The sequence below is a fragment of the Streptomyces sp. 891-h genome (genome assembly GCF_022760275.1).
Taxonomy (GTDB): Bacteria; Actinomycetota; Actinomycetes; order Streptomycetales; family Streptomycetaceae; genus Streptomyces; species Streptomyces spirodelae.
The window spans coordinates 2558557-2583405 of sequence record NZ_CP050693.1; the positions used below are offsets into that span (position 1 = coordinate 2558557).

At 70.4% G+C, this 24849-nt stretch carries 21 protein-coding genes; 4 read left to right on the top strand and 17 right to left on the bottom strand.

Going from position 1 to position 24849, the window contains the following annotated elements:
• The first annotated feature begins 115 nt into the window (after positions 1-115).
• Positions 116-1114 carry a GNAT family N-acetyltransferase gene (locus tag HC362_RS10875; protein WP_243083760.1) on the top strand — a complete coding sequence of 333 codons (999 nt, stop codon included), beginning with the start codon at positions 116-118 and terminating at the stop codon, positions 1112-1114.
• Position 1115: 1 nt separating this feature from the next.
• Positions 1116-2024: a transglutaminase-like domain-containing protein gene (locus HC362_RS10880; RefSeq protein WP_243083761.1), complete on the top strand. Its 909-nt coding sequence runs from the start codon at positions 1116-1118 to the stop codon at positions 2022-2024.
• 138 nt (positions 2025-2162) lie between these two features.
• Here HC362_RS10880 and HC362_RS10885 read toward each other — a convergent pair whose 3' ends face one another.
• The 8 genes from HC362_RS10885 to HC362_RS10920 all read right to left on the bottom strand — a co-directional run bounded on the left by HC362_RS10885 (position 2163) and on the right by HC362_RS10920 (position 10093).
• Positions 2163-2735, bottom strand: coding sequence for a response regulator transcription factor (locus HC362_RS10885; protein WP_243088484.1), 573 nt, complete (start codon positions 2733-2735; stop codon positions 2163-2165).
• 37 nt (positions 2736-2772) lie between these two features.
• Positions 2773-3912: a sensor histidine kinase gene (locus HC362_RS10890; protein WP_243088488.1), complete on the bottom strand. Its 1140-nt coding sequence runs from the start codon at positions 3910-3912 to the stop codon at positions 2773-2775.
• A 16-nt stretch (positions 3913-3928) separates the two neighbouring features.
• Entirely contained in the window at positions 3929-4666 is a 738-nt protein-coding gene (locus tag HC362_RS10895; RefSeq protein ID WP_243083762.1) for an ABC transporter permease, read from the bottom strand.
• The gene (locus HC362_RS10900) at positions 4663-5637 is read right to left on the bottom strand and encodes an ABC transporter ATP-binding protein (protein WP_243083763.1); all 975 of its coding nucleotides are present in this window, start codon (positions 5635-5637) and stop codon (positions 4663-4665) included. The genes HC362_RS10895 and HC362_RS10900 overlap by 4 nt, the downstream gene beginning before the upstream one ends.
• A 209-nt stretch (positions 5638-5846) precedes the next feature.
• A complete protein-coding gene (locus tag HC362_RS10905) occupies positions 5847-8270 on the bottom strand; it encodes a hypothetical protein (protein WP_243088944.1) in 2424 nt (807 codons plus the stop codon).
• A gap of 127 nt (positions 8271-8397) precedes the next feature.
• On the bottom strand, positions 8398-8826 hold the full coding sequence (locus HC362_RS10910; RefSeq protein WP_243083764.1) for a DUF6113 family protein: 429 nt from the start codon (positions 8824-8826) through the stop codon (positions 8398-8400).
• Positions 8823-9794, bottom strand: a complete 972-nt coding sequence (gene mshB / locus HC362_RS10915; protein ID WP_243083765.1) for an N-acetyl-1-D-myo-inositol-2-amino-2-deoxy-alpha-D-glucopyranoside deacetylase — start codon at positions 9792-9794, stop codon at positions 8823-8825. The genes HC362_RS10910 and mshB overlap by 4 nt, the downstream gene beginning before the upstream one ends.
• 104 nt (positions 9795-9898) lie before the next feature.
• Positions 9899-10093: a hypothetical protein gene (locus HC362_RS10920; RefSeq protein WP_099883855.1), complete on the bottom strand. Its 195-nt coding sequence runs from the start codon at positions 10091-10093 to the stop codon at positions 9899-9901.
• A gap of 276 nt (positions 10094-10369) precedes the next feature.
• Here HC362_RS10920 and HC362_RS10925 point away from each other — a divergent pair, with 276 nt between their 5' ends.
• On the top strand, positions 10370-12637 hold the full coding sequence (locus tag HC362_RS10925) for a prolyl oligopeptidase family serine peptidase (protein ID WP_243083766.1): 2268 nt from the start codon (positions 10370-10372) through the stop codon (positions 12635-12637).
• A gap of 121 nt (positions 12638-12758) precedes the next feature.
• Here the strand turns inward: HC362_RS10925 and HC362_RS10930 are convergent, their stop codons facing one another.
• The 5 genes from HC362_RS10930 to HC362_RS10950 form a co-directional block, all read right to left on the bottom strand.
• Positions 12759-13904, bottom strand: coding sequence for a dipeptide ABC transporter ATP-binding protein (locus HC362_RS10930; RefSeq protein ID WP_243083767.1), 1146 nt, complete (start codon positions 13902-13904; stop codon positions 12759-12761).
• 25 nt (positions 13905-13929) lie between these two features.
• Positions 13930-15000 (bottom strand): ABC transporter ATP-binding protein, encoded by a 1071-nt coding sequence (locus HC362_RS10935; protein ID WP_243083768.1) that lies wholly within the window; start codon positions 14998-15000, stop codon positions 13930-13932.
• 12 nt (positions 15001-15012) lie between these two features.
• Positions 15013-15990 (bottom strand): ABC transporter permease, encoded by a 978-nt coding sequence (locus tag HC362_RS10940; protein WP_243083769.1) that lies wholly within the window; start codon positions 15988-15990, stop codon positions 15013-15015.
• A 130-nt stretch (positions 15991-16120) separates the two neighbouring features.
• Positions 16121-17917 (bottom strand): ABC transporter substrate-binding protein, encoded by a 1797-nt coding sequence (locus HC362_RS10945; protein ID WP_243083770.1) that lies wholly within the window; start codon positions 17915-17917, stop codon positions 16121-16123.
• A gap of 95 nt (positions 17918-18012) precedes the next feature.
• Positions 18013-19050, bottom strand: a complete 1038-nt coding sequence (locus HC362_RS10950) for an ABC transporter permease (protein WP_243083771.1) — start codon at positions 19048-19050, stop codon at positions 18013-18015.
• Between the two features lie 491 nt (positions 19051-19541).
• Here HC362_RS10950 and HC362_RS10955 point away from each other — a divergent pair, with 491 nt between their 5' ends.
• A complete protein-coding gene (locus HC362_RS10955; RefSeq protein WP_243083772.1) occupies positions 19542-20564 on the top strand; it encodes a hypothetical protein in 1023 nt (340 codons plus the stop codon).
• Between the two features lie 44 nt (positions 20565-20608).
• Here the strand turns inward: HC362_RS10955 and HC362_RS10960 are convergent, their stop codons facing one another.
• The 4 genes from HC362_RS10960 to HC362_RS10975 form a co-directional block, all read right to left on the bottom strand.
• Positions 20609-21691 (bottom strand): dipeptide ABC transporter ATP-binding protein, encoded by a 1083-nt coding sequence (locus HC362_RS10960; protein WP_243083773.1) that lies wholly within the window; start codon positions 21689-21691, stop codon positions 20609-20611.
• A complete protein-coding gene (locus HC362_RS10965; protein WP_243083774.1) occupies positions 21681-22661 on the bottom strand; it encodes an ABC transporter ATP-binding protein in 981 nt (326 codons plus the stop codon). The genes HC362_RS10960 and HC362_RS10965 overlap by 11 nt, the downstream gene beginning before the upstream one ends.
• A 6-nt stretch (positions 22662-22667) precedes the next feature.
• The gene (locus tag HC362_RS10970; RefSeq protein WP_243083775.1) at positions 22668-23618 is read right to left on the bottom strand and encodes an ABC transporter permease; all 951 of its coding nucleotides are present in this window, start codon (positions 23616-23618) and stop codon (positions 22668-22670) included.
• Between the two features lie 303 nt (positions 23619-23921).
• Positions 23922-24845: an ABC transporter permease gene (locus tag HC362_RS10975; protein WP_243083776.1), complete on the bottom strand. Its 924-nt coding sequence runs from the start codon at positions 24843-24845 to the stop codon at positions 23922-23924.
• Positions 24846-24849: the final 4 nt, after the last annotated feature.

Genomic DNA, 24849 nt, shown 5'->3' on the forward strand with positions numbered 1-24849 from the left:
TGCCCGGCTCCGCCGCGGGCGCGCGGGAGCGCTCTTTCGCTTCGGACGGCGGCGATGCCCACACCTAGTATCTCCGTTCGCGGAGACAAGACGAACAGGAGGGGCGGTCAGAACTGTGGAATTCACCACGGGCGGACGTCTGGAGGTCCGCATCACCCCTTCCGACGTGGGCAAACGTGTCTCGGTGCGGTCGCTGACGGCGGCTGGGGAGCAGCGCGGACGATTCACGGACACGATCGGCATTCTCACATCGTGGACCGGAGGTCTGCTCGGAATCACCCGCCGCGATGGTGAGCAGGTCGAGATCGAGGAGGCGTCGATGGTCGCTGGAAAGGTCGTACCGCACACGCCGGCCCGCCGCCGGGGGCTGCCCGCCGCCGACGTGCGGGAACTTGTCACCGTAGCGGCGCGGGGCTGGCCACCGGTGGAGTCCGGTCACTTGGGCGGATGGACCCTGCGGGCGGCCGGAGGCTTCACCGCGCGTGCCAACTCCGTGCTGCCGCTGGACGAGCCCGGGCTGCCACTGGACGAGGCGCTGGCGCGGGTCACGGCCTGGTACGCGCAGCGGGATCTGCCGGCCCGGATGCAGGTCGCCGTGGAGGAGAACGCGCTGCTCGCCGCGCGGCTGCGGGAGCGCGGCTGGACGGCGGAGCGGCACGGGCTGATACAGGTCGGCGCGCTGGCGCCGCTGGCCGACCGGGAGCCGGACGGCAGGGTGGTGCTGGAGCGCGCGCCGGACGAGAGGTGGCTCTCGCTCTACAACCGTGCGGACGGCGAGCGACTGGCGGAAGCCGCCATGAAGGTGCTCACCGGCGGGCCCTCGGTGTGGTTCGCGACGGTACGGGACGAGGCCGGCTCCCCCATGGCGATCGGGCGGTGCGTGGTGGACGGCCGGTGGGCCGGGTTCGCCGCCATAGAGGTCGCCCCCGAGCGGCGCAGGCAGGGGCTCGCGCAGGCGGTGACGGGCGAGCTGGCGCGTGCCGCGCTGGCGGAGGGCGCCTCGGCCGCCTACCTCCAGGTGGAGCGGGACAACGCACCCGCACGCGCCCTCTACGCGAAGCTGGGGTTCGCCGACCACCACGCCTACTTCTACCTCCGCGCCCCGCAGGACTGAGATGGGCGGGCCGAACGAGGCGGGAAACGGTGTGGAGGGCGAGGGCGGGACGGCCAGGCGGCGGTTCGCCGAGGCGGCCCGCGAGGAGCGCCCCGATCTGGCGCTGCTGTGTCTGCTGATCGGCGCGGAGGCCGCCGGGCACGCGCACGGCGGACGGGAGCCGGGCGTGGACGAGGAGCCGGCCGTCGACCGGATCGTGGACGAGGGCCAGGCGGAACTCGACCGGCTGGCCGGACTGTTGCCGTACGAACGAGGCCGTACCCCCGCACAGTGGGCGCGGGCGCTGGAGCGGACCCTGGGCGGGGAGCTGGGGTTCCACGGCGCCGCCTCGGACTACCAGCGGCTGGAGTCCTCGCTGCTGCCCGGAGTGCTGCGGCGGCGGCGCGGGCTGCCGATCCTGCTGTCGGTGGTCTGGACGGAGGTGGCCAGACGCGCCGGAGCCCCGGTGTACGGGGTGGCGCTGCCGGGGCACTTCGTCGTGGGCTTCGGCGATCCTGTCGGCGAGCACGTACTGGCCGACCCGTTCGGCGGAGGGAAACGGCTCGACGAGGAAGAGCTGTCCGCGATGGTCGCCGGGGCCACCGGCGGGACACCGCTGTCGGCCGCCTCGCTGCGCCCTGCCGGGCCGCTGGAGACGGTGCTGCGCGTCCTGAACAACATCCGGGCCTGGGCCGGTCCGCGGCCCGAGCAGTCCGGGGTACGGCTGTGGGCGGTCGAGCTGTCGCTGCTGCTGCCGCACCACCCCGGCAGGCTCCGCTTCGAGCGGGCCCAACTGCTGGTGGAGCGGGGCGACTTCATACGGGGCGCACGGGAGATGGAGGAGTACGCGGACGTCGTCGCGACGATGGAGCCGAACGCCGCGGAGAACGTACGGCGCGCTGCGCGGGCTGCGAGGGCTCGTTTGAACTGAGGAATGGGTGCCCCGCGTCAGTTGGGCTGCTGAGGGGCTGCCCCTGCCCCGCCGCTGCAGTCTGCGGCTGCCTTGTTGGCTGGTCGCGCAGTTCCCCGCGCCCCTGAATGGCTACCCCGCAAGCTCAGGGCGCACGAGTCAGAGCCAGCCCTTGTCGCGGGCGATGCGGACCGCCTCCGCGCGGTTGCGGGCCCCCGTCTTCTGGATGGCCGTGGAGAGGTAATTGCGAACCGTGCCATGCGAAAGGTGCAGCGCGGAGGCGATCTCCGCGTTGCCCGCCCCCTCGCGGGCAGCGGCCAGCACATCGCGCTCCCGATCCGTGAGCGGACTGGCGCCCTCGGCGAGCGCGGCGGCGGCCAGCGCCGGGTCGATGACGCGCTCGCCCGCCCGTACCCGGCGTACCGCGTCGGCGAGCTGCGCGGCGGGCGCGTCCTTGACGAGGAACGCGTCCGCGCCCGACTCCATCGCCCGGCGCAGATAGCCGGGCCTGCCGAACGTGGTGAGGATGACGACCTTCAGCCCCGGGTGTGCGGCACGCAGCCCCTCCAGCGCGTCGAGCCCCGTCAGACCCGGCATCTCGATGTCCAGCAGCGCCACGTCCACCTGGTGGGCCGCGACCGCGTCGAGTACCTCGTCGCCCCTGCCGACCTGGGCGGCGATCTCGATGTCCGGTTCCAGGCTCAGCAGCGCGGCGAGTGCCTCGCGGACCATCGCCTGGTCCTCGGCGAGCAGCAGTCTGATCACCGCCTCAGGGTACTGAGGGCACGGTGGCGCGCAGCGTGAAGCCCCCTTCCACGCCCGCCGAGGTGGACAGCGCGCCGTCCACCAGCGCCAGCCGCTCCCGCAGCCCGCTGAGCCCGTTGCCCTCCCCCGCGCCCGAGGGGCCCTTGCCGTCGTCGGTGACGGTGAGGGCGAGGCTGCCCTCCCGCGATGCGTCGAGGGTCACCGTGCAGCGCGCAGCGCCGCTGTGCCGCACCACGTTGGTGACGGCCTCGCGCAGGGCCCACGCCAGTGCGCCCTCCTGCTCGGGCTCGGGCCGCACGGCGGGCGGCTCCTGCGGCAGGTCGGCGGCTATCCCCGCGGAGTCGAGCGCGGTGCGGGCACCGGCGAGTTCGACGGCGAGCGTCGGACGGCGGTAGTCGCTGACCGCCTCGCGTACGTCGACGAGGGCCTGGCGGCTGACCCGTTCGATGTCGGCGACCTGTTCGGCGGCCCGCTCCGGGTGCGCGGGCAGCATCCGGCCCGCCAGCTCGCTCTTGAGCGTGATGACGGAGAGGGAGTGCCCCAGCAGGTCGTGCAGATCGCGGGCGAGCCGCAGCCGCTCCTCGTTCGCCGCGAGCTGGGCCACCGCCGCGCGGGCCTGGCGCAGCTCGCGCATGGTCCGTACCGTCTGCCGCGCGGACATCAGCGCGAACCCGCCCAGCAGGCTGGGGATGACGAACGAGGTCCACTCGTTCCACCAGGGCAGCTCCCCGAAGTCGGTACCGACCAGCGCCATCGCCAGCACACAGACCACGACGGCCGGTATCGCGAACCGCACCGGCAGCACGGCACCGCTCGCCACCGAGATGTACACGAACAGCACCAGCCACTCCTGGCTCATGCTCATGGAGAGCGCGAGAGCGAGGGCGAAGAGGACGGCGAGCATCGAGTACACGAGCCGCTGGGGAAGCGGCCGCCTGGTGTGCCGGAAGACCAGGGAGCAGTACACCGCCAGGAACGCGGCCAGTCCGGTGGCCGCCAGAGCGACGGTCCGGTGGCTGTAGTCGCCGGACCACAGGTCGCGGACGGCACCCCCGAGGAAGACCAGCCAGACGGCGATCATGGCCGCCTTCGACCACTTCTGCCGCGGGGTCTCGGTACTGTCCGCGACGACCGGCGTTCTCATCTCTCGCACGACCGCATCATGCCTTGCGGGTGTCCTTGCGGTAGAGCCAGGCCGCGGCCCCCGCGAAGAGCAGGAGATAGCCCAGCAGCAGCCCCGCGTCCGACAGGTGCGGTGCCTCGCCGACCTCCACGGCCCGCCCCAGACCGGTGTAGGCGTGGGTGGGCGTCCACTCCCCGATGCGCTGTGCCCAGTCGGGCAGGCTGGAGCTCGGCAGCCACAGTCCGCCCAGGAACGCCAGCCCGAAGTAGCACAGCATGGTGAGCGGCCGCACCGCGTCCCCTGTCGCCAGGTAGCCGATGGCCACCCCCAGCGCGGCGAAGACGAAGCTGCCCGCCCAGGAGCACAGTGCCACGGCGGCCCACTGCCACGCTTCCAGCCGTACGCCCATGACGGTGGCGCCGGTCAGCAGGACGAGCAGAATGACGGGCAGGCTGACGACCGCGGCCGAGGCGATCTTCGCGGCGACATAGCCCCGTCCCGGCAGCGCGGTGAGCCGCAGCTGCCGCACCCAGCCGGCCTCGCGCTCCTTGGCGATGCGTTCGCTGTTGCCCATCAGCACGGCCGTCATCGCGCCGAAAGCGGCCATCGCGACCATGTAGTACAGCTTCATGTCGACGCGGAGGCCCGGCATGTTCCCCGGTATGTTCCGTCCGGCGATGATCAGATACAGCAGCGGCGGGTAGATCACCGAGAAGAACATGAACTTCTTGTTGCGCAGCGAGCGCGTGATCTCCAGCTTGACGAGGGTCTTCACTTGATGCCTGCCTTCTGGCCCGCAGGCCGCTGGTCGGTCTTGTCGGCGCGCTCCTCGGCGCGCGAGGTGAGGGCGACGAAGGCCTCCTCCAGGCCGAGCCCGGTCACCTCCAGGCCGCGCGGATACAGCCCCAGCGCGTAGAGGGCCTGCACGGTGGCGTCGGCGTCGGTGGAGCGCAGCCGTACGGCGGAGCCGGCCAAGTGCATCTCACCGACTCCCGGCAGGGCGCGCAGCTGCGCCTCCAGCACCCCGTCGGGGACCGCCTCCAGCGTGAAGCCGACCCGGCGCACACCCGCCATGGCCTTGATCTCGGCTGCGCTGCCGTCGGCGAGCAGCCGCCCGCGGTGCAGCACCAGCACCCGGTCGGCGACCTCGTCGGCCTCTTCCAGATAGTGGGTGGCGAACAGTACGGTGCGGCCCTGGGCCGCCTGTGCCCGCATGGCCGACCAGAAGGAGCGGCGCGCGGTGACGTCCATGCCGGTGGTGGGCTCGTCCAGCACGATCAGGTCGCTGTCACCCGCGGTCGCCAGCGCGAACCGCACCCGCTGTTCCTGACCGCCGGACAGCTTGCCGACCGTCCTCTCGGCCAGTTCGGCGATCCCCGCGGTCGCCAGCACCCGCTCGGCCGGGTAGCCCTTCGGATGGAGCGCGCAGGCGAGCTCGACCAGTTCCCGTACCCGTACCCCTTCCATCAGCCCGCCGGACTGCAGCATGGCCCCCACCCGGCCCTCGGTGACCGCGCGCCTCGGCGTCGTACCGAACAGCCGCACCCGGCCGCCCGCATCCGGGGTGCGCAGTCCGAGCAGCAGGTCGAGCGTGGTGGACTTGCCGGCCCCGTTGGGGCCGAGGAGGGCGACGGTCTCGCCCGGGTGCAGGCTGACGGTCAGCCCGTCGAGCGCCCGCACGGAGCCGTAGGTCTTGGAGGCCGAGGTGAACTCCACGGCCGGGGCCGTGTGATGGGTCGTCGTCATGCCCCAAGGCTCGCCGACCGGCAGGTGGCAGCGGCAGTGCCGACGGTCGTGACCTGGGGCTGACAGATGTCATCCCCGCCCGATGACAGTCCGCGCCGCGAACGCGGGTGGCACGGACGGGTGGCACGGAGACGAGGGGCGCCCCACCGTGCCGGTGGGGCGCCCCTCGTCTCCGTTCGTCTCCGTTCGTCTCCGTCTGGACCCGTCCGTCAGCGGGACCTGGCTCCCGGGACCTCGGCGACGCGCTTGGCGGGCTCAGCCGGTGCCTTCTTCTTGAGGGCCTCGACCATGGCGGCGGCCGCGTGCTGCGGCGTCATCCTGACCGTGCCGGCACCGCCCTGGATCACCACGTTGTCGAACGCCGACCCGTAGGTCTCCTTCAGCTTCGCGGTGTCGATGTACGGCTGGAGCTTCCCGTTCGCCGAGGGCCGCATCGTCAGGAACGTCCCGATCGTCTTCTGGCTGTAGGGGACCTCCACATCCCCTGCCTTCAGATAGACCCAGCCGGACATCGCGGTCCGGCCGAAGCCGTCCACCGCCTTGTTCAGCTCGGCAGAGGTCACCTTGGGCTTGCGTACGGTGCCGGGCAGTTCGACCGGTTCGTTCTTGCCCGAGACCGCCCGCTGGATGAACGCCTTCTTCAGCGCGCCCGGAGCCTTGTCGACATCGATGACCTTGTGCGGGCTGCCCTTGACCGCGACCGGCTTGCCGCCGGTGAACTTGACCATCCCCTCGGACGGCGACTTGGCCTCGGCCTTCGCGATCAGGGGCTTGAGTGCGGCGCGCACCTTGGCATCGTCCACCTCGACGGCGGGGTCCGCCTCGCGGGTGCCGCCCATGAGGGAGCCGATGACGGAGACCGGGTTGTAGTCACGGCCCGCGGCGGAGCGGACGGTGGCCTCGGTGTCGAGGGTCACCCCCGCCACGCTGGGCTTCAGCTCCGTCCGGCCACCGCTCGTCTTGATCCGGAACGGCTCCTTGGTCCGGTCGCCCAGTTCGTCGTCCAGCTTGTTGACGGCCTCGTGCTTGGTCAGCCCGCCGATCTCCACCCCGAGCACCGTGGTGCCCTTGGGTACGTCGGCGTGGTCGAGCAGCAGCCCCGTGCCGTAGGCCACGCCGAGGACGCCGACGACGGCCACGCCCGCCAGCACCAGCTTGGAACGGCCGCCCTTCTTGGCCGGCTTCGCGGGCTTGGCGCCGCTCGGTGCCGACTGCGAGCCCGCGGGGCCCGTGCCGGGCGCGTTGGACGAGGAGCCGGGCGACGGCACGGCGGAGTCGCCGGGTCCGCCCGGGCCACCCGGGCCACCCGGGCCACCCGCCTGCGGAACGCCGCTGACCATCGTGTCGCTCGACAGCCGCCCCTCGCCGGGCGCGCCCGGCGACTGCGCGCCGCCCGCGCCGAAGGGGGAGCTGCCGGTGGCCGGCACCATCGGGGTGCCGTCCGGCGGTGTTCCGCCGGGGCCCACGCCGGGACCGCCGTCGCGGTCGGAGTGCCCCCGGTCGAACGCGTCCAGGGCGGAGGCTCCACGCCCCTGGTCACCCGGGGACCGCGCACCGGGAGCCGGTGCGCCGGGCACCTGGCCCGCGCCGAAATCGGGGCCCGCGCCGACGTCCTGGCCTCCGCCCGGGTCCTGGCCCGCGCCGGGCGCCGCCAGGGAGCCGGGCGCTCCGCCGCCCCGGGTGGGCGGTACGGGCATGTCGCCGGTCGCCGGGCCCGTGGTGGGGCCCGCGGGACCCCCCGGCGGGGTGGCGCCGAGATGGGGCACGCCATCGGGGGGTGTGTCCATCGGACCGGCCCCCCCGGGGAACGGCGACCCGCTCCCGGACGCCTGCGGGATGCCGTGGGTGCCGGTCGACTCGGGAATCCCGTGCGTACCCGTCGACTCGGGGATTCCGTATGTACCGGTCGTCTCCGGCATTCCGTGCGTGCCCGTCGTCTCGGGCCGCCCGTGCGTACCCGTCGTCTCGGGCCCCGGCCCGGAGACGTACGGCAGATCGCCACGGCCCCCGGCAGCGCCGGGACCCGAGCCCGTACCGGGACCCGCACCCGCGCCCGGGCCGGCGGCGGCCGGGCCGGACGGCGCCGAAGTGCTGCGGGGTGGTTTGCGGGGCGCGAACCAGTCGCTGGTCTGCTGGGTGAACTTCTCCTCGCCACCGGACGCGTCGTCGGCGCCGGCGCCCTTCCCGCTGCCGAAGGCCGGGGACGGGCCCGAGGCGGCGGACGGCGGGCCTGCCGGGCCGCCGGCCGGGCCTCCCGGCGGCGGGACAGCGGCACCGGGGCCGCCGCCGGTCGCGCGCTTGCCCGCGCCGAGGTCCGGGGTGCCCTTCGACTCCTGGCCGCCGGTCCCCTTGTCCGTGCTGTCGGACGCGCCGTCATCGCTGTCGTCGGCCACCGGCGTCCGCATCACAACGGGCGGGATCGGCCGAGAGCCGGGGATGTTGATACGGATGCGGGTGGTGAGCGTCGTCTCCGTCTTCGGCTCGTCCGGCTTGGACCCGGCCGAAGGTTCGGCTTTCCGGTCGCCCTGGCCCGCGCCGGAGCCCGAGGTGCCGTACGGCTCGGTCCCCGAGGGGTACGACGAACCGCCGCGCCGCTTGGGCCCGGAGGACGAACTGTCAGTTTCACGACTCAAAGCAGGTACTCCCGGATGGATTCGCCGTCTTCCTGTCGGCCTGAAGGCGGCTCGCCGGCGCGCACCACTGTACTTGGGGCGCGGGGCTGGGGCCCCGCGACCGCCGAATCGCCCGGTGGCGGCTCTCTCAGCGGTTTTTACCGGGCCGCACGGGGGGTGCGGGCAACGCGATGGTGGTACACATCACAGCCGCGAGCATGCCGCCGAACAGGTAGACATAGCTGGCGATTCCGGCGGCGAACAGAAAGTCGCCCTCGGAGCGCGAGGGCGTCATCAGCACCACGGCCAGCACCCACCCGGCACCCGGCGCCGCTGCCCCCACCTTGGTACGGCACAGCTTGGCGCCGCCCCAGAAGAGTCCCACGGCGGCCGCCAGCGCCAGCAGCAGCCCGAGCGGAAACCAGCCGCCCTGGACGAGGGTTCCGGCGGTTCCGGTCAGCACGCCGAGGACGGCCAGTGCCACGTAGACGGCGACCCGGCCCCCCAGCGCCCGCGGATACGGCCCCCAGCCCCCCGCGTCCTTCTCCACTGCCGTGTTCGCGCCCGCCGCTGTCATGCGTCCACCCCGGCGAACAGATCGTCGGCTCCGGCCGGTGCCGCGTCGCCGCGGTCGGCCCGGTCGGCGCGCTGGAAGAACTCCGTTCCGGTCAGCGGCTGGGCCGCGCCGTTGGAGAGTGCGAAGAAGTGGCCGCGGGAGGTGCGCCGTACCGACACCTGGGTCTCGTGTGCTGCCATCGCTTCGGCCTTCGCCTCCTCGTACGCCTCGGCCTGCACCGTGACATCGACCTCGGCCGCGCTCTCCACCACCCCCGGTACATCGTCCGGCTGCGCGAAGCCCGTTGTGCCCGAGAAGCCCGGAAAGGGAAACACCTCACCGTCGTCGGCGGCGGCATGCAGCCGGGCGAATCCCTCGTCGAGCACGGGGCGCGGCACGACGTTCCAGTAGACGCGCCGCACCCGGTGCGGCTCGCCCCCGGCACGGCGCCCGTCCAGCGCGGCGAGCTCGACGGCGCGCATGGCGACGCGGTGCGCCTTGATGTGGTCCGGATGGCCGTAACCGCCGTCGGGGCCGTAGGTGACCAGCACCTGGGGGCGGACCTCGCGTACCACGGCGGCCAGCAGGTGCGCCGCCTCGTCCAGGTCGGCCTGCCAGAAGCAGCCCGGGCGGTCGTTGGTCGGGGCGCCCATCATGCCGGAGTCCCGGTAGCGCCCAGGGCCGCCGAGGAAGCGGTGGTCTCCGACGCCCAAGGCGCGCATGGCGGCGCGGAGTTCGCCGATGCGGTGCGGGCCCAGGGTGTCGTCCTGGTCGGGTGCCAGATGCGCCAGCCCGTCCGGGATGACCTCGCCCTCCTCGCCCAGGGTGCAGGTGACGAGGGTGACGTGTGCGCCCTCCGCCGCGTACTTGGCCATGGTGGCGCCGGTGGTGATCGACTCGTCGTCGGGGTGCGCGTGCACCAGCAGCAGGCGGCGCTCGGGGGCGGCCGGTGAGCCGGGGGCCGCCCCCGGGGGAAACGCAGCGGTCATGCCCCGAGCCTACGACGGACGCCGCGGGCGGCCGTTGCGGGCTCGGGGTGGATGCGCTGTACGAGGTGAGGCCGGTGAGGCCGGAGTGCCGTAAAGGGTTCGGGTCAGAACTTCAGCTCGCCGATCATCCCGGCGACGTTGGTGGTCAAGTCGTTGATGGTGGGCGCCATCGAGGAACTGGCCAGATAGAAGCCCAACAGCACGCAGATCACCGCGTGTCCGGCTTTGAGCCCGGATTTCCTGACGAGCAGGATGACGATGATCGCCAGCAGCACCACCGCCGAAATCGAGAGTGCCACGGCGGTTCACCTCCAAGTACGCACGGTCGGTACGGGATCGGTACGGGTCACACGGACACGGCAGCACGCCTCCGGCATGGAGGAGCCACCGGCTTCATACCCAGCACTCACCATGCGCAACGGATCATAATTATCCGCACGACCGCACGGCTCGGTGCACAGGTGCAGAGGAGGGGCGCATATTCAGTTCCAGCCAACTGCACACCACCCGACGATCGTCCCGGCGGGCACCCGGAGCGGATCACAGCCCGGCTCGAGCGAAGTACGGTCGGCCGCATGGCTACGACTTTCCCGCGGCAGCACGCGCGTACCCACCGATTCACACTTGGCTCCCCCAGGTCCTTCACTGTCGCCCCTGACGGCACACGGGTGGCGTTCCTGCGCTCCCGTAGCGGCTCCGACCGGGCACATCTCCTCTGGGTGCGGGATGTGGCCAGCGGCGAGGAGCGCATCGCGGCCGATCCCGAGGCGCTGCTGGGCGGCGCGGCCGAGGAGCTCTCCCCCGAGGAGCGCGCCCGGCGCGAGCGGAGCCGTGAGGGGACAGCGGGCGTGGTCGGATATGCCACCGACACTTCCCTGCGGATGGCCGCGTTCGCCCTTTCGGGTCGGCTCTTCACGGCTGATCTGAGCGGCGCGGCCGATTCCAACGGCGGTAGGGCGGTGGAGCTGCCGGTGCCGACCCCCGTGGTGGACCCGCGCCCTTCCCCGGACGGGCGGCATGTGGCCTATGTGGCGGCCGGTGCGCTGCGGGTCGTGGCGGCCACGGGTGAGGACGACCGGGCGCTGGCCGAGCCCGAGGCCGGGACGGTCACCTGGGGCCTGGCCGAGTTCATCGCCGCCGAGGAGATGTCCCGTACCCGGGGTCACTGGTGGTCCCCGGACTCGGACCGGCTGCTGGTCGCCAGGGTGGACGACGCTCCCGTACGCCGCTGGACCATCGCCGATCCGGCCAACCCGCAGGAGGAGTCCACCAGGGTCGCCTATCCGGCAGCCGGCACCGAGAACGCCGAGGTCACCCTGTATCTGCTCGGCCTCGACGGCTCCCGGACCGAGGTCGCGTGGGACCGGGAGCGCTACCCGTATCTGGCGCGTGTGCACTGGTCGTCGGCCGGGCCGCCGCTGCTGCTCGTCCAGAGCAGGGACCAGCGCGAGGCCGCGTATCTGAGCGTCGACACCGCCACGGGTGCGACTTCCGTCACACTCACCGAGCGGGATGCAATCTGGCTTGAACTCTTCGGCGGAGTCCCGGCGTGGGCGCCGGACGGCAGCCTGGTGCGGATCACTGACGAGGCCGACGCGGCGACGGAGGCCGGGGAAGCCGGGGAGGGCGGTGAAACACCCGGGGCTCCCGGCACCCCGGGCGCACGGGTGCTGATGGCGGGCGCACGGCGGCTCACCACCTCCGCACTGCACGTGCGGGCCGTGCTCGACATCGGGGAGCGGGACATCCTCTTCTCCGCCTCGGAAGGCGACGGTGCCGCCTCCGACGAAGCACAGGCGGGCGCCGCGAGTGGCCCGGCGGGGCGCAGCGCGCCCGGGGACATCGGCGTCTACCGGGTGCCGCTCGGCGGCGGGGAGGCGGTGCGGATCGCCGACGAGGACACGCCGCACCTCGCCTCCGCCGTACGCGGCGGAGGGACGCTGGTGCTCTCGACCGCGGTCCCCTCCCGGCCCGGCACGCGGGTGGTACTGCTGCGCGAGGGCGACTCGGCCCCGCTCGGTGCCGTCGCCTCCTACGCGGAGACGCCGGTGCTGGCCACCGCGCCGCGGCTGCTGCACGCCGGGAAGCGGCGCATCCCGGCCGCCGTCGTCCTGCCGGCCGGCTACCGGGAGTCGGACGGGCCACTGCCGGTGCTGATGGACCCCTACGGCGGGCCGCACGGGCAGCGGGTCGTCGCGGCGCACAACGCGCATCTGACCGCGCAGTGGTTCGCCGACCAGGGCTTCGCCGTGGTCACCGCTGACGGGCGCGGGACGCCGGGGCACAGCCCCGGCTGGGAGAAGGCCGTCTCACGCCGGCTCGCCTCCGTCACGCTGGACGACCAGGTCGAGGCGCTGCACGCGCTCGCCGAGGACTTCCCGCTGGACCTGTCCCGGGTCGGCATCCGCGGCTGGTCGTACGGCGGTTACCTGGCGGCCCTCGCGGTGCTGCGGCGGCCCGATGTCTTCCACGCCGCGGTCGCCGGTGCGCCGGTGACCGACTGGCGGCTGTACGACACCCACTACACGGAGCGGTACTGCGGCACCCCGCAGGAGGACGCCGATGTCTACGCCGAGTCCTCCTTGCTCACCGATGAGGGGCTGTCCCTGGTGGACCCGGACAGCCCCCATCGGCCGCTGATGATCATTCACGGACTCGCCGACGACAATGTGGTGGTCGCCCATGCGTTGCGGCTGTCCTCCGCGCTGCTGGCCGCCGGCCGCCCCCATGAGGTGCTCCCCTTGTCCGGGGTCACCCACATGGCCACCGGCCCGGAGGTGGCGGAGAACCTGTTGCTGCTGCAGGTCGGCTTCCTGAAGCGGTCGTTGGGGGTGGCCGACTGACAGTTGCGTACCCCGCATGGGGGCTGCGCTCCGTCAGGGGCGCGGGGAACTGCGCGACAAGCCACAGCGCACCCGCGGCCCGGAACGGCGGCCAAGGCGCAGCCCCCATGCCGGGCAGGCACTAATGCGAGCTGTCCTCCATGGTGCGGAGGGCCTCATCCATCACGACGTCCTCCGCGCGAGCAGCAGTCGTCGGCTCCTCCGGGAAGTGGCAGGCCGTCAGATGGCCTGCCGTATTCCCGGGGAACTGCACCAGCGGCGGCTCCTCGCTGGCGCACTTGTCCTGCGCCTTCCAGCAGCGGGTGCGGAAGCGGCAGCCCGAGGGCGGGTTGATCGGCGAGGGCACGTCACCGGCCAGCCGGATGCGCTCCCTGGCCGCCCCGGTGTCCGCCTGCTCCTCCTCGTGGAGCACGGCCTCGGGCACCGCCGACAGCAGCGCGTGCGTATAGGGGTGGCGGGGGCGGTTGTAGATCGCCTCCCGCTCCCCCACCTCGACGATCTTGCCGAGGTACATCACCGCGACCCGCTCGGAGAAGTGCCGCACGATCGCCAGGTCATGGGCGATGAACACAAAGGCGATGCCCATCTCCCGCTGCACCTGCTGGAGCAGGTTGACCACCTGCGCCTGAATGGAGACGTCCAGCGCGGAGACCGGCTCGTCGGCGATGATCAGCTTCGGTTCCAGCGCCAGGGCACGGGCCACGCCGATGCGCTGGCGCTGGCCGCCGGAGAACTCGTGCGGGAACCGGTTGTAGTGCTCGGGGTTGAGGCCGACCGTCTCCAGCAGCTCGCGGATGCGCCGCTCGCGCCCGCCGGGCGGGTTGATCCCGTTGACCTCCATGGGGCCGCCGATGATGGTGCCGACCGTCTGCCGCGGATTGAGCGACGAGTACGGGTCCTGGAAGATCATCTGGATCTCGGAGCGGATCGGCGCCATCTGCTTGCGCGTCGCGTGGGTGATGTCCTGCCCGGCGTAGCTGAGGGAGCCGCCGGTCGGCTCCAGCAGCCGGGTCAGCAGCCGTCCCGTGGTGGACTTGCCGCAGCCCGACTCGCCGACGAGGCCGAAGCTCTCGCCCGGGTGCACCGCCAGGTCGACGCCGGAGACGGCCTGGACCTCGCCCACCTTCCGTTTGAAGGGGAAGCCCCCCATGATCGGGAAGTGTTTGGCCAGGTTCTCCGCCTTCAGCAGCGGCTCTCCCGTCCGTGCGGGCCGTATGTCCTGCGGCTCGCCCTCGCCTTGCTCGGTCAGGGTGAGGTCATCGCTCATTGGTCCGGTTCTCCCTCTGCCTGTCCTAGCTCAGCCTGGGCTTGATCTGCTCGACGAAGAACGTCCGCTTCTGCTCCGCCGTCAGATGACAGGCGGCGCCCCGGCCGTCCGGCAGCAGCGGCCGGTCGGCGGTGCAGGACTTGCCGGCCACCTCGTCGACGTAGCCGCAGCGCGGGTGGAAGGGGCAGCCGGGCGGGGGCGCCAGCAGGCTGGGCGGGGAGCCGTGGATCGGTGTCAGCTCCTCGTTGACGTTCCCGCTCAGCCGGGGCATGGAGGTGAGCAGGCCCCAGGTGTAGGGGTGCTGGGGCGAGCGCAGCACCTCGGAGACCGTGCCCCGCTCGACGGCGCGCCCGCCGTACATCACCAGGATGTCGTCGGCCACGTTGGCGATGACGCCGAGGTCGTGGGTGATGAAGATGATGGCGGAACCGAACTCCTGCTGGAGGTCCTTGAGCAGGTCGAGGATCTGCGCCTGCACGGTGACGTCGAGCGCGGTGGTGGGCTCGTCCGCGATCAGCAGGTCCGGGTTGCACACCAGCGCCATGGCGATCATCGCGCGCTGCCGCATACCGCCGGAGAACTGGTGCGGGTAGTCGTTGACCCGGGTCTTCGGGTTCGGGATGCCGACCTTCTCCAGCATCTCGATGGCCCGCAGGTGCGCCTCCCGCTTGGAGACCCCCATGTGCTTGCGGTACGGCTCGGCGATCTGCCGTCCGATCGTGTAGTACGGCGAGAGCGCGGTGAGCGCGTCCTGGAAGATCATCGCCATCTTGTTGCCGCGCAGCGTCTCCAGCGTCTTCTCCCGCGCGCCGGTCAGCTCCTGCCCGTCCAGCAGGATCTCGCCGGAGACGTCGGTGGTCCGCGGGTTGTGCAGTCCGAGGATGGACAGGTTGGTGACCGACTTGCCGGAGCCGGACTCGCCGACGATGCCGAGGGTGCGGCCGCGTTCGACGTCGAAGGAGAGCCCGTCGACTGCCTTGACGGTGCCGTCCTCGGTGTCGAAGTGCACGTACAGATCGCGCACCGAGAGGAAGGCGTCCCCGCTGCCGCCGTCGCGCGGGGCCGGTACGTCCGCTTCCTTGGTCAGGGTGGTCATGTGCCGGTTCTCCTAGGACAGCCGTACGCGCGGGTCGATGAACGCGTAGGCGGCGTCCACGATGATGTTGAAGAGGATGATGAAAGTGGCCGCGAAGAGCATCACGCCCATCACCATGGGCAGGTCGGTGTTCTGCACCGAGTTGACCGCGAGGGTGCCCAGCCCTGGCAGTGAGAACGTCCACTCGGTGATCATCGCGCCGCCGAACAGCGAGCCCAGGTCGACGCCGAAGATGGTGATGATCGGGATCAGCGAGCCGCGCCAGGCGTAGCGGAAGAAGACGTACTTCCCCGACATGCCCTTGGCTCTGGCCGCTCTGACGTGGTCCTCCTGCAGCTGTTCGATCATCGAGGACCGGGACAGACGGGTGTAGTTCGCGGTGAAGATGATCTGGACGACCATCCATGGGATCAGCAGACCCAGGAACCAGCCGACCGGATCCTGGGTGAGCGGTACGTACTTGGGCTGGTCGAGCAGCTCCAGGTTGTAGACCACCAGCGCCAGTACCAGCGGGCCGATGAAGTAGATCTGCATCGAGGAGAGCACCAGCGACATCGAACTGAACGCCTTGTCGATGACCGTGCCCTTCTTCCAGGCGGCGATCATGCCCGCGCTCAGACCGATGGTCAGGAAGACCACGGCACCGCCGACGGTCAGCGAGACGGTGGTCGGGAAGCGGTCCAGGATGGTCTCCCACACGGGGTCCTGGTTGGCGAAGGAGTAGCCGAAGCAGGGCGCCGGGCAGTTTCCCACGTTGAACTGGCGCCCGGCGACGATGCCGACCATGAAGTGGAAGTACTGGACCGGGACCGGCTCGTCGATCCCCATGTTCTTGCGGATGACCGCGAGCGCGTCCGGCGTGCAGTTCTTGCCGCAGGCCAGCATCGCCGGGTCCCGTGGGACGGCGTAGAAGAGGAAGAAGGTGACGGCGCTGATGATCAGCAGGATCACCACGGCGCCGAGCGACCGGCGGATGAGAAATCGCAGCATGACGGAACGCAGCTCTCGTGCGACAGCGGGATCGAGACGTGCGGGACGACCGGGGGCTTGCCTCCCCGGGGCTCCGCCGCCCGGCCTCAGCGGGCCGGGCGGCGGATTCGGCGCCTGAGGGCGCGGTGGGTTACTTCTTCACGTAGAGCGACGTCGGGTTGATGTCGTGCAGCCGCTCGTCGAAGTACATACCGCCGATCTTCGAACCGGAGATCTGGATCGCCTTGTAGTAGTGCATCGGCACGGCGGGCACGTCCTCGGTGAGGATCTTGTCCGCGAGCTTCTGCCACTCATCGGCGGCCTTGTTCGCGTCGGACATGGAGCGGATACGGTCCATCTCCTTCTCGAACTTCGGGTTCTTGTGGTGCGAGTAGTTGGCGGCACCGTCCTGGACCTGGCGTCCGTCGAACAGGTTGGGCACGACGGTCGAAGCGCTGGGCCAGTCGGCACCCCACGAGTTGTGGTAGATGTCGTAGCCGTTCTTGACCTTGCCGATCTGGTCGTAGTACGTGTCCGCGATGATGTCCTTCTTCTGGACGTCGAACCCGGCCTTCTCCAGGTTCTGGGTCGCGGCCACCGCGAACTGCTGCCACTCGGGCGCGTTCTGGTAGGCGAAGGTGAGCTTCATGCCCTTCTTGCCGGACTCCTTGAGGAGCTTGGCCGCCTTCTCGACGTCACCCTGCGGGTTCTTCAGCTTGTTGAAGGGGTCGGTCTTCTTGTGGCCGACCAGCGTGGGGCTGATGTAGTTGCCCGCCATCTCACCGCCGCCTGCGCCACCGAAGGCCGAGACGATGGACTGGTTCGGGACCGCGTAGGCGATGGCCTGCCGGACCTTCTTGTTCTTGATCCGGTCCATGTTGATGTTCAGGTAGCTGACGTACGACTGGAAGCCGCCGACGGTGCGCTTCTTGATCTCCGGGTCGGTGCGCACCTTCTGCAAGCTGGAGGCGTCGACCTGGTTGGTGAAGCTGGTGGCGGTCTGGTTCTCACCCGCGTCGGACATCAGCCGCTTGGTGGAGTCCTCGAAGGAGACTCCGAACTGGATGTTGAACGCGTCCGGGTACTGGTGCCGGGCCGGGTCCGTCTTCGGGTCCCACTCGGAGTTGCGGACCAGCTTCATGCTCTTGCCGGACTTGAACGAGGCGATCTTGTACGGGCCGGAGCAGAGCGGCTTCTTGTCGTACTTCTCCTTGGTGTCCTTCTTCTCAGACACCACGCCATAGCCGGCCATCGCCAGCGCGTACGGCAGCTCGGCCTGCGGCTTCTTGAAGTGGAAGACGATGGTCTTGTCGTCCGGCGTCTCCAGGACGTCGTCCGGCAGGTGCTTGCCCTTGTAGGGGCCGTCCTTGAGCATCTTGCGGTAGTCGGTGCCACCGGTGTCGGCCAGCCACTGCTGGATGAAGGTGGGGCCCTCGGTGATGAAGGGGGCGAACGTGCGCTCGATGGAGTGCCGGATGTCCTTCGAGGTGATGGCCGAGCCGTCCTCGAACTTGATCCCGTCCTTGAGCTTGTACGTCCAGGTCTTGCCACCGTCGGACTTGGTGCCGCTGTTGGTGGCCAGGTCGCCGACGACCTCGTACTTGTCGTCGCTGACCTTCTTGTAGGTGGTCAGACCGCGGTGGATCAGCTCGGCGAGCGCGCCCTCGTCGCTGACGTAGATCTGCGCGGGGTCCAGGTGCGCGAAGCTGTCACGCTGCAGCACCTTGATGGTGCCGCCCTTGCGGCCGCCCTCGACCTCGGCGGCCGGGCCCTTGGAGGCGGCTTCGTCGGCGAAGGTGTAGGAGACGTCCTGGCCCTGCTGCTTGGCCTTCTCGTCCTTCTCCTTGTCGTCGCCCCCACCGCCGCTGCTGCACCCGGTGAGGAACAGTGCGCCGGCGGCGAGCGCCGCGAGGGAGGCACGCGCCGTGCGTATGCTCACTCTGCTCATGGTGGTGTCTGCACCTGCCTGTCGGTTGTCCGTCGCTGCCTGACTGATGCCGTACGGGGTGGCAGCACCCCCCACCACTCGGTCGCGCCTGGCCCTCATCGGCCGGACTTGGGGTCGAACGCGTCCCTGACCGAGTCTCCGAGCAGGTTGAATGCGAGGATGAAGATCACCATCGCGCCGCCCGGGAAGAACATGTAGGTGATGTCGCTCTGATAGATCTCGGCGCCCTTGGCGAACATCCGGCCCCAGTCGGGGGTGGGCTCCAGCAGACCGACACCGAGGAACGAGAGCCCCGCGATGGCGGTGACGTTGTTGGGCAGCATGTAGGTGGCCTGCACCAGGATGGGCGTGACGAGGTTCGGCAGCAGCTCCTTGCGGACGATGCGGCCCGAGGGGGTGCCGGCGACCCGCGCCGCCTCGATGAACTCCCGCTCCCGCAGCGACAGCGTCTGTCCGCGCAGCAGCCGCGCCAGCGTCATCCAGCCCAGCAGCCACATCACATAGACCAGCACGCCGGCCCGCAGCCACGTCGGCATCTCGTCCCGCGGGTCCACCAGGAGCGCCGCGACGACAGGCGTGAAGGCCACGAAGAACAGCTGGTTGGGGAAGGACATCATCAGGTCGGTGAACCGGCCGAGGAAGTAGTCGACCTTGCCGCCGAAGTAGCCCCCCGCGACGCCGATGACGATGGCCGTCAGCACCGACAGCAGGGTGATGATCACCGCGAGCGCCAGCGAGTTGCGGATTCCGTAGAGCAGTTGGGTGAACACGTCCCGGCCCAGCCCCGGCTCCAGCCCGAACCAGAACTCGCCGTCGATGCCGCCGTTGGGCTTCACCGGGTAGAAGTTGTCGTTCAGCAGGCCGGGCCTCAGCTGCCCGTAGCGGGTGTACGGATCCTTGCCGTACAGCTTGGCGATCAGCGGGGCCAGCGCCGCGATCAGGAAGAAGGCGAGCACGATGCACGCCGAGATCACGCCTGTGCGGTCACGCTTGAAGCGCATCCACATGAGCTGGCCGGGGGATCGGCCCGCGAGGTCGGCCTCTTTGGCAACTCGCGTAGAACTCAGACCGGCGCCGTCGGGACCAGGGGTGTCGGCCCCGTCCGCCGCAGCAGTCTGGGAAGTACTCGTCATCGCGTGTGTGCTCCCGCGCTCAAATCTCGCCGGAACCCGAATCGTTGGGGCGTGATGCGGGTGGGTTGAGCCGGACTTTCGCAAGCCAATTACGTACCAGTCAAGGGGTGTTGACCGGGCTGAACGCCGTTCACCGCTTTCTTGAGCGAACGTTGCGCAGATCGAGGTCGCAACGTGCTTGACATCACAGCAGCCCAGTGGACATAGCTGAATAAATCCTAGGGAAACGTCTTAACAGACCCGCAACACGGCCGACTCCTCACCGATATCCGAAGCCGCCGCTGCGAAGTGCGTACGGCTCCCAACTCCCTCGAACGGCTGGTTTGATGGCGTTCCCATGCGCGAGCGGTCTGCATCGTGCGAACATGGGCGCGCGGACGCATCGGCGTGCGTCGCGGCACCGGGGGGCGCTTGTAGCCGCACGGCGATCACGGGTAGACACGGGTGGATCCGGGACGTCGCGACACCGCACATAACGGGGGGGCCGAGCCATGGGCCAGGACAGGACGCTCGCGCGCGGGGCGCGGGCCTTCGGAGCACTGCTGACCGCCGCGCTCGCGCTGATCAGTCTCGCCTGGATCATCAGGGACTTCACCAAGGCGCACGAGGTCGTCGACGTCTGGTGGAACTGGGCCGGCCTGCCCGCCCGCGCCGAGGACGGGGTGTGGGTGACCTCGTTCCTGGAGCCGACGCTGGTGCTGCTGTACTCGGTCGCCGCGGTGACGGCATTCCGCTCCTCCTCGTCCGCGGCGATACTCACCTGCACAGGACTGCTGACCGTGGCCGTGCGCACCCCCGGCCTGTGGAACCTCAACGCCGACTGGATGCAGGGCGTCCCGGACGGGCTGCTGAGCAAGGTTCTCTTCAGCACCATCGCGACCGTCGTCATCGGGGCCGTGCTGGTGGTCACGGCCGTCGCCGGACGCCGCCCTGCGCAGTCCGTCTCCGGGTACGGCCCCTCCGGATACGGCGCACGGGCCGCCCCCGACCCCGCCGACGAACCGCCCGCCGGCCCCACCCGGGGCGGCGCCGTGGCCGCCTTCCTGCTGCTGGGCGCCTGCGGTGTGGTGCTGGCCGCCTGGGAGATACGCACCTGGCAGCAGAACGGCTGGGACCGGTACGAGATGACGCTGACCGGCGAGCGGACCATCGTGCGGCTGCTGGACGCTCCCTCCGGCTGGGTGCTGTGGGCCGTCGTCCTGCTCACCCTGGTCGCCGCCGTCGCCGCACTCGCCGGAGCCGCCTTCTCCCGGCCCTTCGGCCTGATCGCGGCCGCGCCCCTGCTCGCTCTCGGCCTGTTCGCCATGGCCTTCGATCTCAAGACGGAACTGATCGAGCACTTCGGCGAACTCGGCATCGAGGCGCAACTGCACATACTGACCGACGCCTTCGAGGTGGCCGTCGGCTGCGCGCTGCTGGTGGCCCTCTCCCGCGGCGAGCGCCGCGACTCCTCCACCGTCCCCTCGTACCAGGGCGGCACCGCGTCCTACGGAGCCCCGCCGCGGACCTGGTGATCCGCGGCCGTCAGCCCACCAAGGGGTCAGCCCCCTCGGCGGGGTCAGCCCACCGGCGGGATCACCGTGGCGCGCTCGGCGGCGAAGTGACAGGCCGAGGGGTGGTGCACCGGCTCGTCCGGCAGGGTGGCGGCGAAGTTCTCCGGGACGGCCAGGACCGGTTCCTCCTCGGCGCAGCGTTGCTGCGCCTTCCAGCAGCGGGTGCGGAACCGGCAGCCGGACGGCGGGTTGGCCGGTGAGGGGACGTCGCCCTCCAGCACGATCCGCTCCCGCTTCCCCTCCGACTCCGGATCGGGCACCGGAACAGCCGACAGCAGCGCCTGGGTGTAGGGGTGCGTGGGATGGTCGTAGATCTCGGTCTCGGTGCCGATCTCCACGATCTTGCCGAGGTACATCACTGCGACGCGGTCGGAGATGTGGCGGACGATGGACAGGTCGTGGGCGATGAACATGTAGGAGAGCCCGAACTCGTCCTGCAGCCGCTCCATCAGATTCACCACCTGCGCCTGCACCGACACATCCAGCGCCGAGACCGGCTCGTCCGCCACGATCACCTCAGGCCGCAGCGCCAGCCCACGCGCGATACCGATCCGCTGCCGCTGACCACCACTGAACTGATGCGGATACCGGTTGATGTACTCCGGATTCAACCCGACCACATCCAGCAGCTCCTGCACCTTCCGCCGCCGGTCCCCCTTCGGCGCCACCTCCGGATGGATGTCGAACGGCTCCCCCACGATGTCCCCCACCGTCATCCGCGGATTCAACGACGTATAAGGGTCCTGGAACACCATCTGGATGTTCCGCCGCACCGCCTTCAAAGCACGGCCCGACAGCCGGGTGATGTCCTCACCCTTGTAACGGATCGTGCCGGACGTCGGCTGTTCGAGATGGGTGACCAGCTTGGCCACGGTCGACTTGCCGCAGCCCGACTCCCCCACGATGCCCAGCGTCTCCCCTTTGTGCAGGTCGAAGGAGATGCCGTCCACGGCCTTGACCGCACCGATCTGCCGCTTGAAGAGGACGCCCTGGGTCAACGGGAAGTGCTTGACCAGGTCCCGCACCTCCAAGAGCGCCTTCCAGCCGTCCCCCCGGGCCGGGGTGCGCCCCGAGTGGTCAGCTCGCATCGAACATCTCCTTCCAGAAGTGGCAGGCGCTGCGCCGCTCGTCGACGACCTCGTAGAGCGGTGGTTCGTCCGTACGGCACACGGTGCGCGCCATGGGACAGCGCGGGTTGTAGGCGCAGCCGGGCGGGATCTCCAGCAGGCTGGGCGGCATCCCCCGGATGACGCTGAGCTGTTGCCCCTTCTGGTCCAGGCGCGGGATCGAGTCGAGCAGGCCCTTGGTGTAGGGGTGCGCCGGCGTCCGGTAGAGGTTGCCGACGGGGGCTGTCTCCACGATGCGGCCCGCGTACATCACGGCGATCTTGTCGGCCACATCCGCGACCACACCCAGATCGTGCGTGATCAGAATCAGACCCATGTTGTACTCACGCTGAAGATCCGCCAACAGCTCCATCACCTGCGCCTGCACAGTGACATCCAGCGCCGTCGTCGGCTCATCCGCGATGATCAGATCAGGCTCCAGCGCCAACGCCATCGCAATCATGATCCGCTGCCGCATACCCCCACTGAACTGATGCGGGAAGTCCCCCACCCGCTGGCGGGCCGCCGGAATGCGCACCCGCTCCATCAGCTCCACGGCCCGCGCCCTCGCCTCCTTGCGGCCCAGCCCCTGGTGGACGCGGAACATCTCGGCCAGCTGGTAGCCCACCGTCAGCACAGGGTTCAACGAGGAGAGCGCGTCCTGGAAGATCATCGCCATCTTCGAACCGCGGATCTTCCGCCGCTCCTCCTCCGGAAGCGTCAGCAGGTCCCGGCCCTGGAAGAGGATCTCTCCCCCGGTGATCCGACCCGGCGGCATGTCGAGGATGCCCATGACCGCCTGCGCTGTCACCGACTTGCCCGATCCCGACTCGCCCAGCACCGCGAGTGTCTCGCCCGCCTCGACGCTGTAGCTCACCCCGTTGACGGCCTGGGCCACACCGTCCCGGGTACGGAACTCCACGGCCAGGTCACGGACGTCCAGCAGGCTCACCCGCACTCACCTCAGCTTCGGGTCGAGGGCGTCGCGGACCGCGTCGCCGAGCATGATGAAGGCCAGTACGGTGAGGCTGAGCGCGGCGGCCGGATAGAGCAGGATGTGCGGCGCGTTGCGGAACTGCATGCCCTGCGAGGCCGCCGAGATATCGGCGCCCCAGGAGACGGTGGGCGGCTGGAGCCCGACGCCGAGATAGCTGAGTGTCGCCTCCAGCGAGATGTACGTCCCCAGCGCGATGGTCGCGGTCACGATCACGGGAGCGACGGCGTTCGGGAGGATGTGGCGCGCCATCATCCGCACATGGCCCGCGCCCAGCGCCCGTGCCGCCAGCACATAGTCGTTCTGCTTGACGGTGATCACCGAGCCGCGCGCGATACGGGCGACCTGCGGCCAGCCGAGCAGGACGATGAAGGTGACCACCGTCCACACCGAGCGGCTGCCGGTCATGGAGAGGAAGACCAGCCCGCCGAGGACGATCGGAATACCGAAGAAGATGTCCGTGACGCGGGAGAGGATCGCGTCCCACACCCCGCCGAAGAACCCCGCCAGTCCGCCCAGCACGCTGCCCAGCGCCGCGACGCCCGCCGTGGCGCAGACCCCGACGGTCACCGAGGTGCGGGCCCCGTGGACCACTCGCGTATAGACGTCGCAGCCCTGGGTGTCGAAGCCGAACCAGTGTCCCGCCGAGGAGGGGTCGAGGGAGCGGCCGAGCCGGCAGGAGAGCGGGTCCTGGCTGGTGATCAGCCCCGGCCAGACCGAGATGAGCACCAGAAAGCTGATGAGCAGTCCCGCGATCACGAAGACGGGGTTGCGCCGCAGGTCGTGCCACGCGTCGGACCACAGGCTCCGCGTGCGCTCCTGGGACTCCCGCTTCTGAGGCGGCCGGCCCGGTTCCCGTTGGCCGGGCTCCCCGCCCGGGGGCGGCGCGCCCTCCACCGTGAGTTCGTCCGTCACCCCGCCCTCTACCGGACCGCGGCCCCCCTCGAACGCAGAAGCCCCGCTCACGGCCCCTCCGAATTCATGTCCGCCGCAACGGCGAGAAGCCCGTGAGCGGAGACCGGCGGTGCCGAACGGAGCTCGGCCGAGGGCGCGTTGCGGTACCGGCCGCCGCACATTCCGCCGGCCCCTGTCCGCCGTGGTTGCGCACCGTGCCGGCGGCAAAAGGGCTCCGCCCGGCAAGAGGGCTCATCCGCGAGCAGGCGCGCCCACGCGTGAGGGGGTACGCCGCCGTCGGCGGAGTCAGGGTGGGGGGGTGGGTTACGCATAGCGGATCCTCGGGTCAAGCACCGCGTACAACAGGTCGACGAGCAGGTTGGCGAGGAGGAAGACGATGACGAGGATGGTCACGAAACCGACCACGGTGGGCGAGTTCTGCCGGACGATGCCCTGCCACAGCTGAAAGCCCACGCCCTGGATGTTGAAGATCCGTTCGGTCACCAGTGCTCCGGCCATCAGGTTGCCGACGTCGGTGCCGAGGAAGGTGACGACGGGGATCAGCGAGTTCCGCAGCAGGTGCCGTACCGTCACCCGCCCCCTCGACAGCCCTTTGGCGACAGCGGTCCGTACGTAGTCGGCGCGGGCGTTCTCCGCGATCGAGGTGCGGGTCAACCTGGTGACGTAGGCGAGCGAGACGAGCGCGAGGACCAGCGCGGGCAGCAGCAGCTCGCCCGCCGGCGCGGCGGGCGAGACCGCGGGCGCGATCCAGCCCCATTTCACGCCGAGCAGATACTGCGCGAGGCTGCCGGTCACGAACGTCGGTACGGAGATGACGACGAGGGTCATCATCAGCACCCCGGAGTCGACCGGCCGCCCGCGTCGCAGCCCGGTGATCACACCCAGCACGATGCCGACGATGATCTCGAAGACGACGGCCAGCAGGGTCAGCCGGATGGTGATGGGAAAGGCCGTCGCCATCAGCTCGGTCACCGGGCGGCCGTTGAACGCGTTCCCGAAGTCACCGGAGAAGATCTTTCCCATGTAGAGCACGTACTGCTGCCAGACGGGCTTGTCGAGGTTGAATTCCGCGCGCAGCTGCTCAGCGGTCGCCGGGTCTGGCGCCCGTTCTCCGAACATCGCGTTGACCGGGTCTCCGACCGCGTACACCATCACGAAGATGAGGAAGGTGGTCCCGATGAAGACCGGGATCATCTGGAGCAGTCGCCTGATGACGTAGCGCCCCACGGCG

Excerpts from the sequence above, each read along its gene's own strand:
- HC362_RS10960 (WP_243083773.1), bottom strand. The coding sequence starts at position 21,691 with ATGCGAGCTGACCACTCGGGGCGCACCCCGGCCCGGGGGGACGGCTGG.
- HC362_RS10890 (WP_243088488.1), bottom strand. The coding sequence starts at position 3,912 with ATGAGAACGCCGGTCGTCGCGGACAGTACCGAGACCCCGCGGCAGAAG.
- HC362_RS10935 (WP_243083768.1), bottom strand. The coding sequence starts at position 15,000 with ATGACCACCCTGACCAAGGAAGCGGACGTACCGGCCCCGCGCGACGGC.
- HC362_RS10945 (WP_243083770.1), bottom strand. The coding sequence starts at position 17,917 with ATGAGCAGAGTGAGCATACGCACGGCGCGTGCCTCCCTCGCGGCGCTC.
- HC362_RS10940 (WP_243083769.1), bottom strand. The coding sequence starts at position 15,990 with ATGCTGCGATTTCTCATCCGCCGGTCGCTCGGCGCCGTGGTGATCCTG.
- HC362_RS10885 (WP_243088484.1), bottom strand. The coding sequence starts at position 2,735 with ATGGTCCGCGAGGCACTCGCCGCGCTGCTGAGCCTGGAACCGGACATC.
- HC362_RS10925 (WP_243083766.1), top strand. The coding sequence starts at position 10,370 with ATGGCTACGACTTTCCCGCGGCAGCACGCGCGTACCCACCGATTCACA.
- mshB (WP_243083765.1), bottom strand. The coding sequence starts at position 9,794 with ATGACCGCTGCGTTTCCCCCGGGGGCGGCCCCCGGCTCACCGGCCGCC.
- HC362_RS10880 (WP_243083761.1), top strand. The coding sequence starts at position 1,116 with ATGGGCGGGCCGAACGAGGCGGGAAACGGTGTGGAGGGCGAGGGCGGG.
- HC362_RS10900 (WP_243083763.1), bottom strand. The coding sequence starts at position 5,637 with ATGACGACGACCCATCACACGGCCCCGGCCGTGGAGTTCACCTCGGCC.
- HC362_RS10910 (WP_243083764.1), bottom strand. The coding sequence starts at position 8,826 with ATGACAGCGGCGGGCGCGAACACGGCAGTGGAGAAGGACGCGGGGGGC.
- HC362_RS10950 (WP_243083771.1), bottom strand. The coding sequence starts at position 19,050 with ATGACGAGTACTTCCCAGACTGCTGCGGCGGACGGGGCCGACACCCCT.
- HC362_RS10955 (WP_243083772.1), top strand. The coding sequence starts at position 19,542 with ATGGGCCAGGACAGGACGCTCGCGCGCGGGGCGCGGGCCTTCGGAGCA.
- HC362_RS10930 (WP_243083767.1), bottom strand. The coding sequence starts at position 13,904 with ATGAGCGATGACCTCACCCTGACCGAGCAAGGCGAGGGCGAGCCGCAG.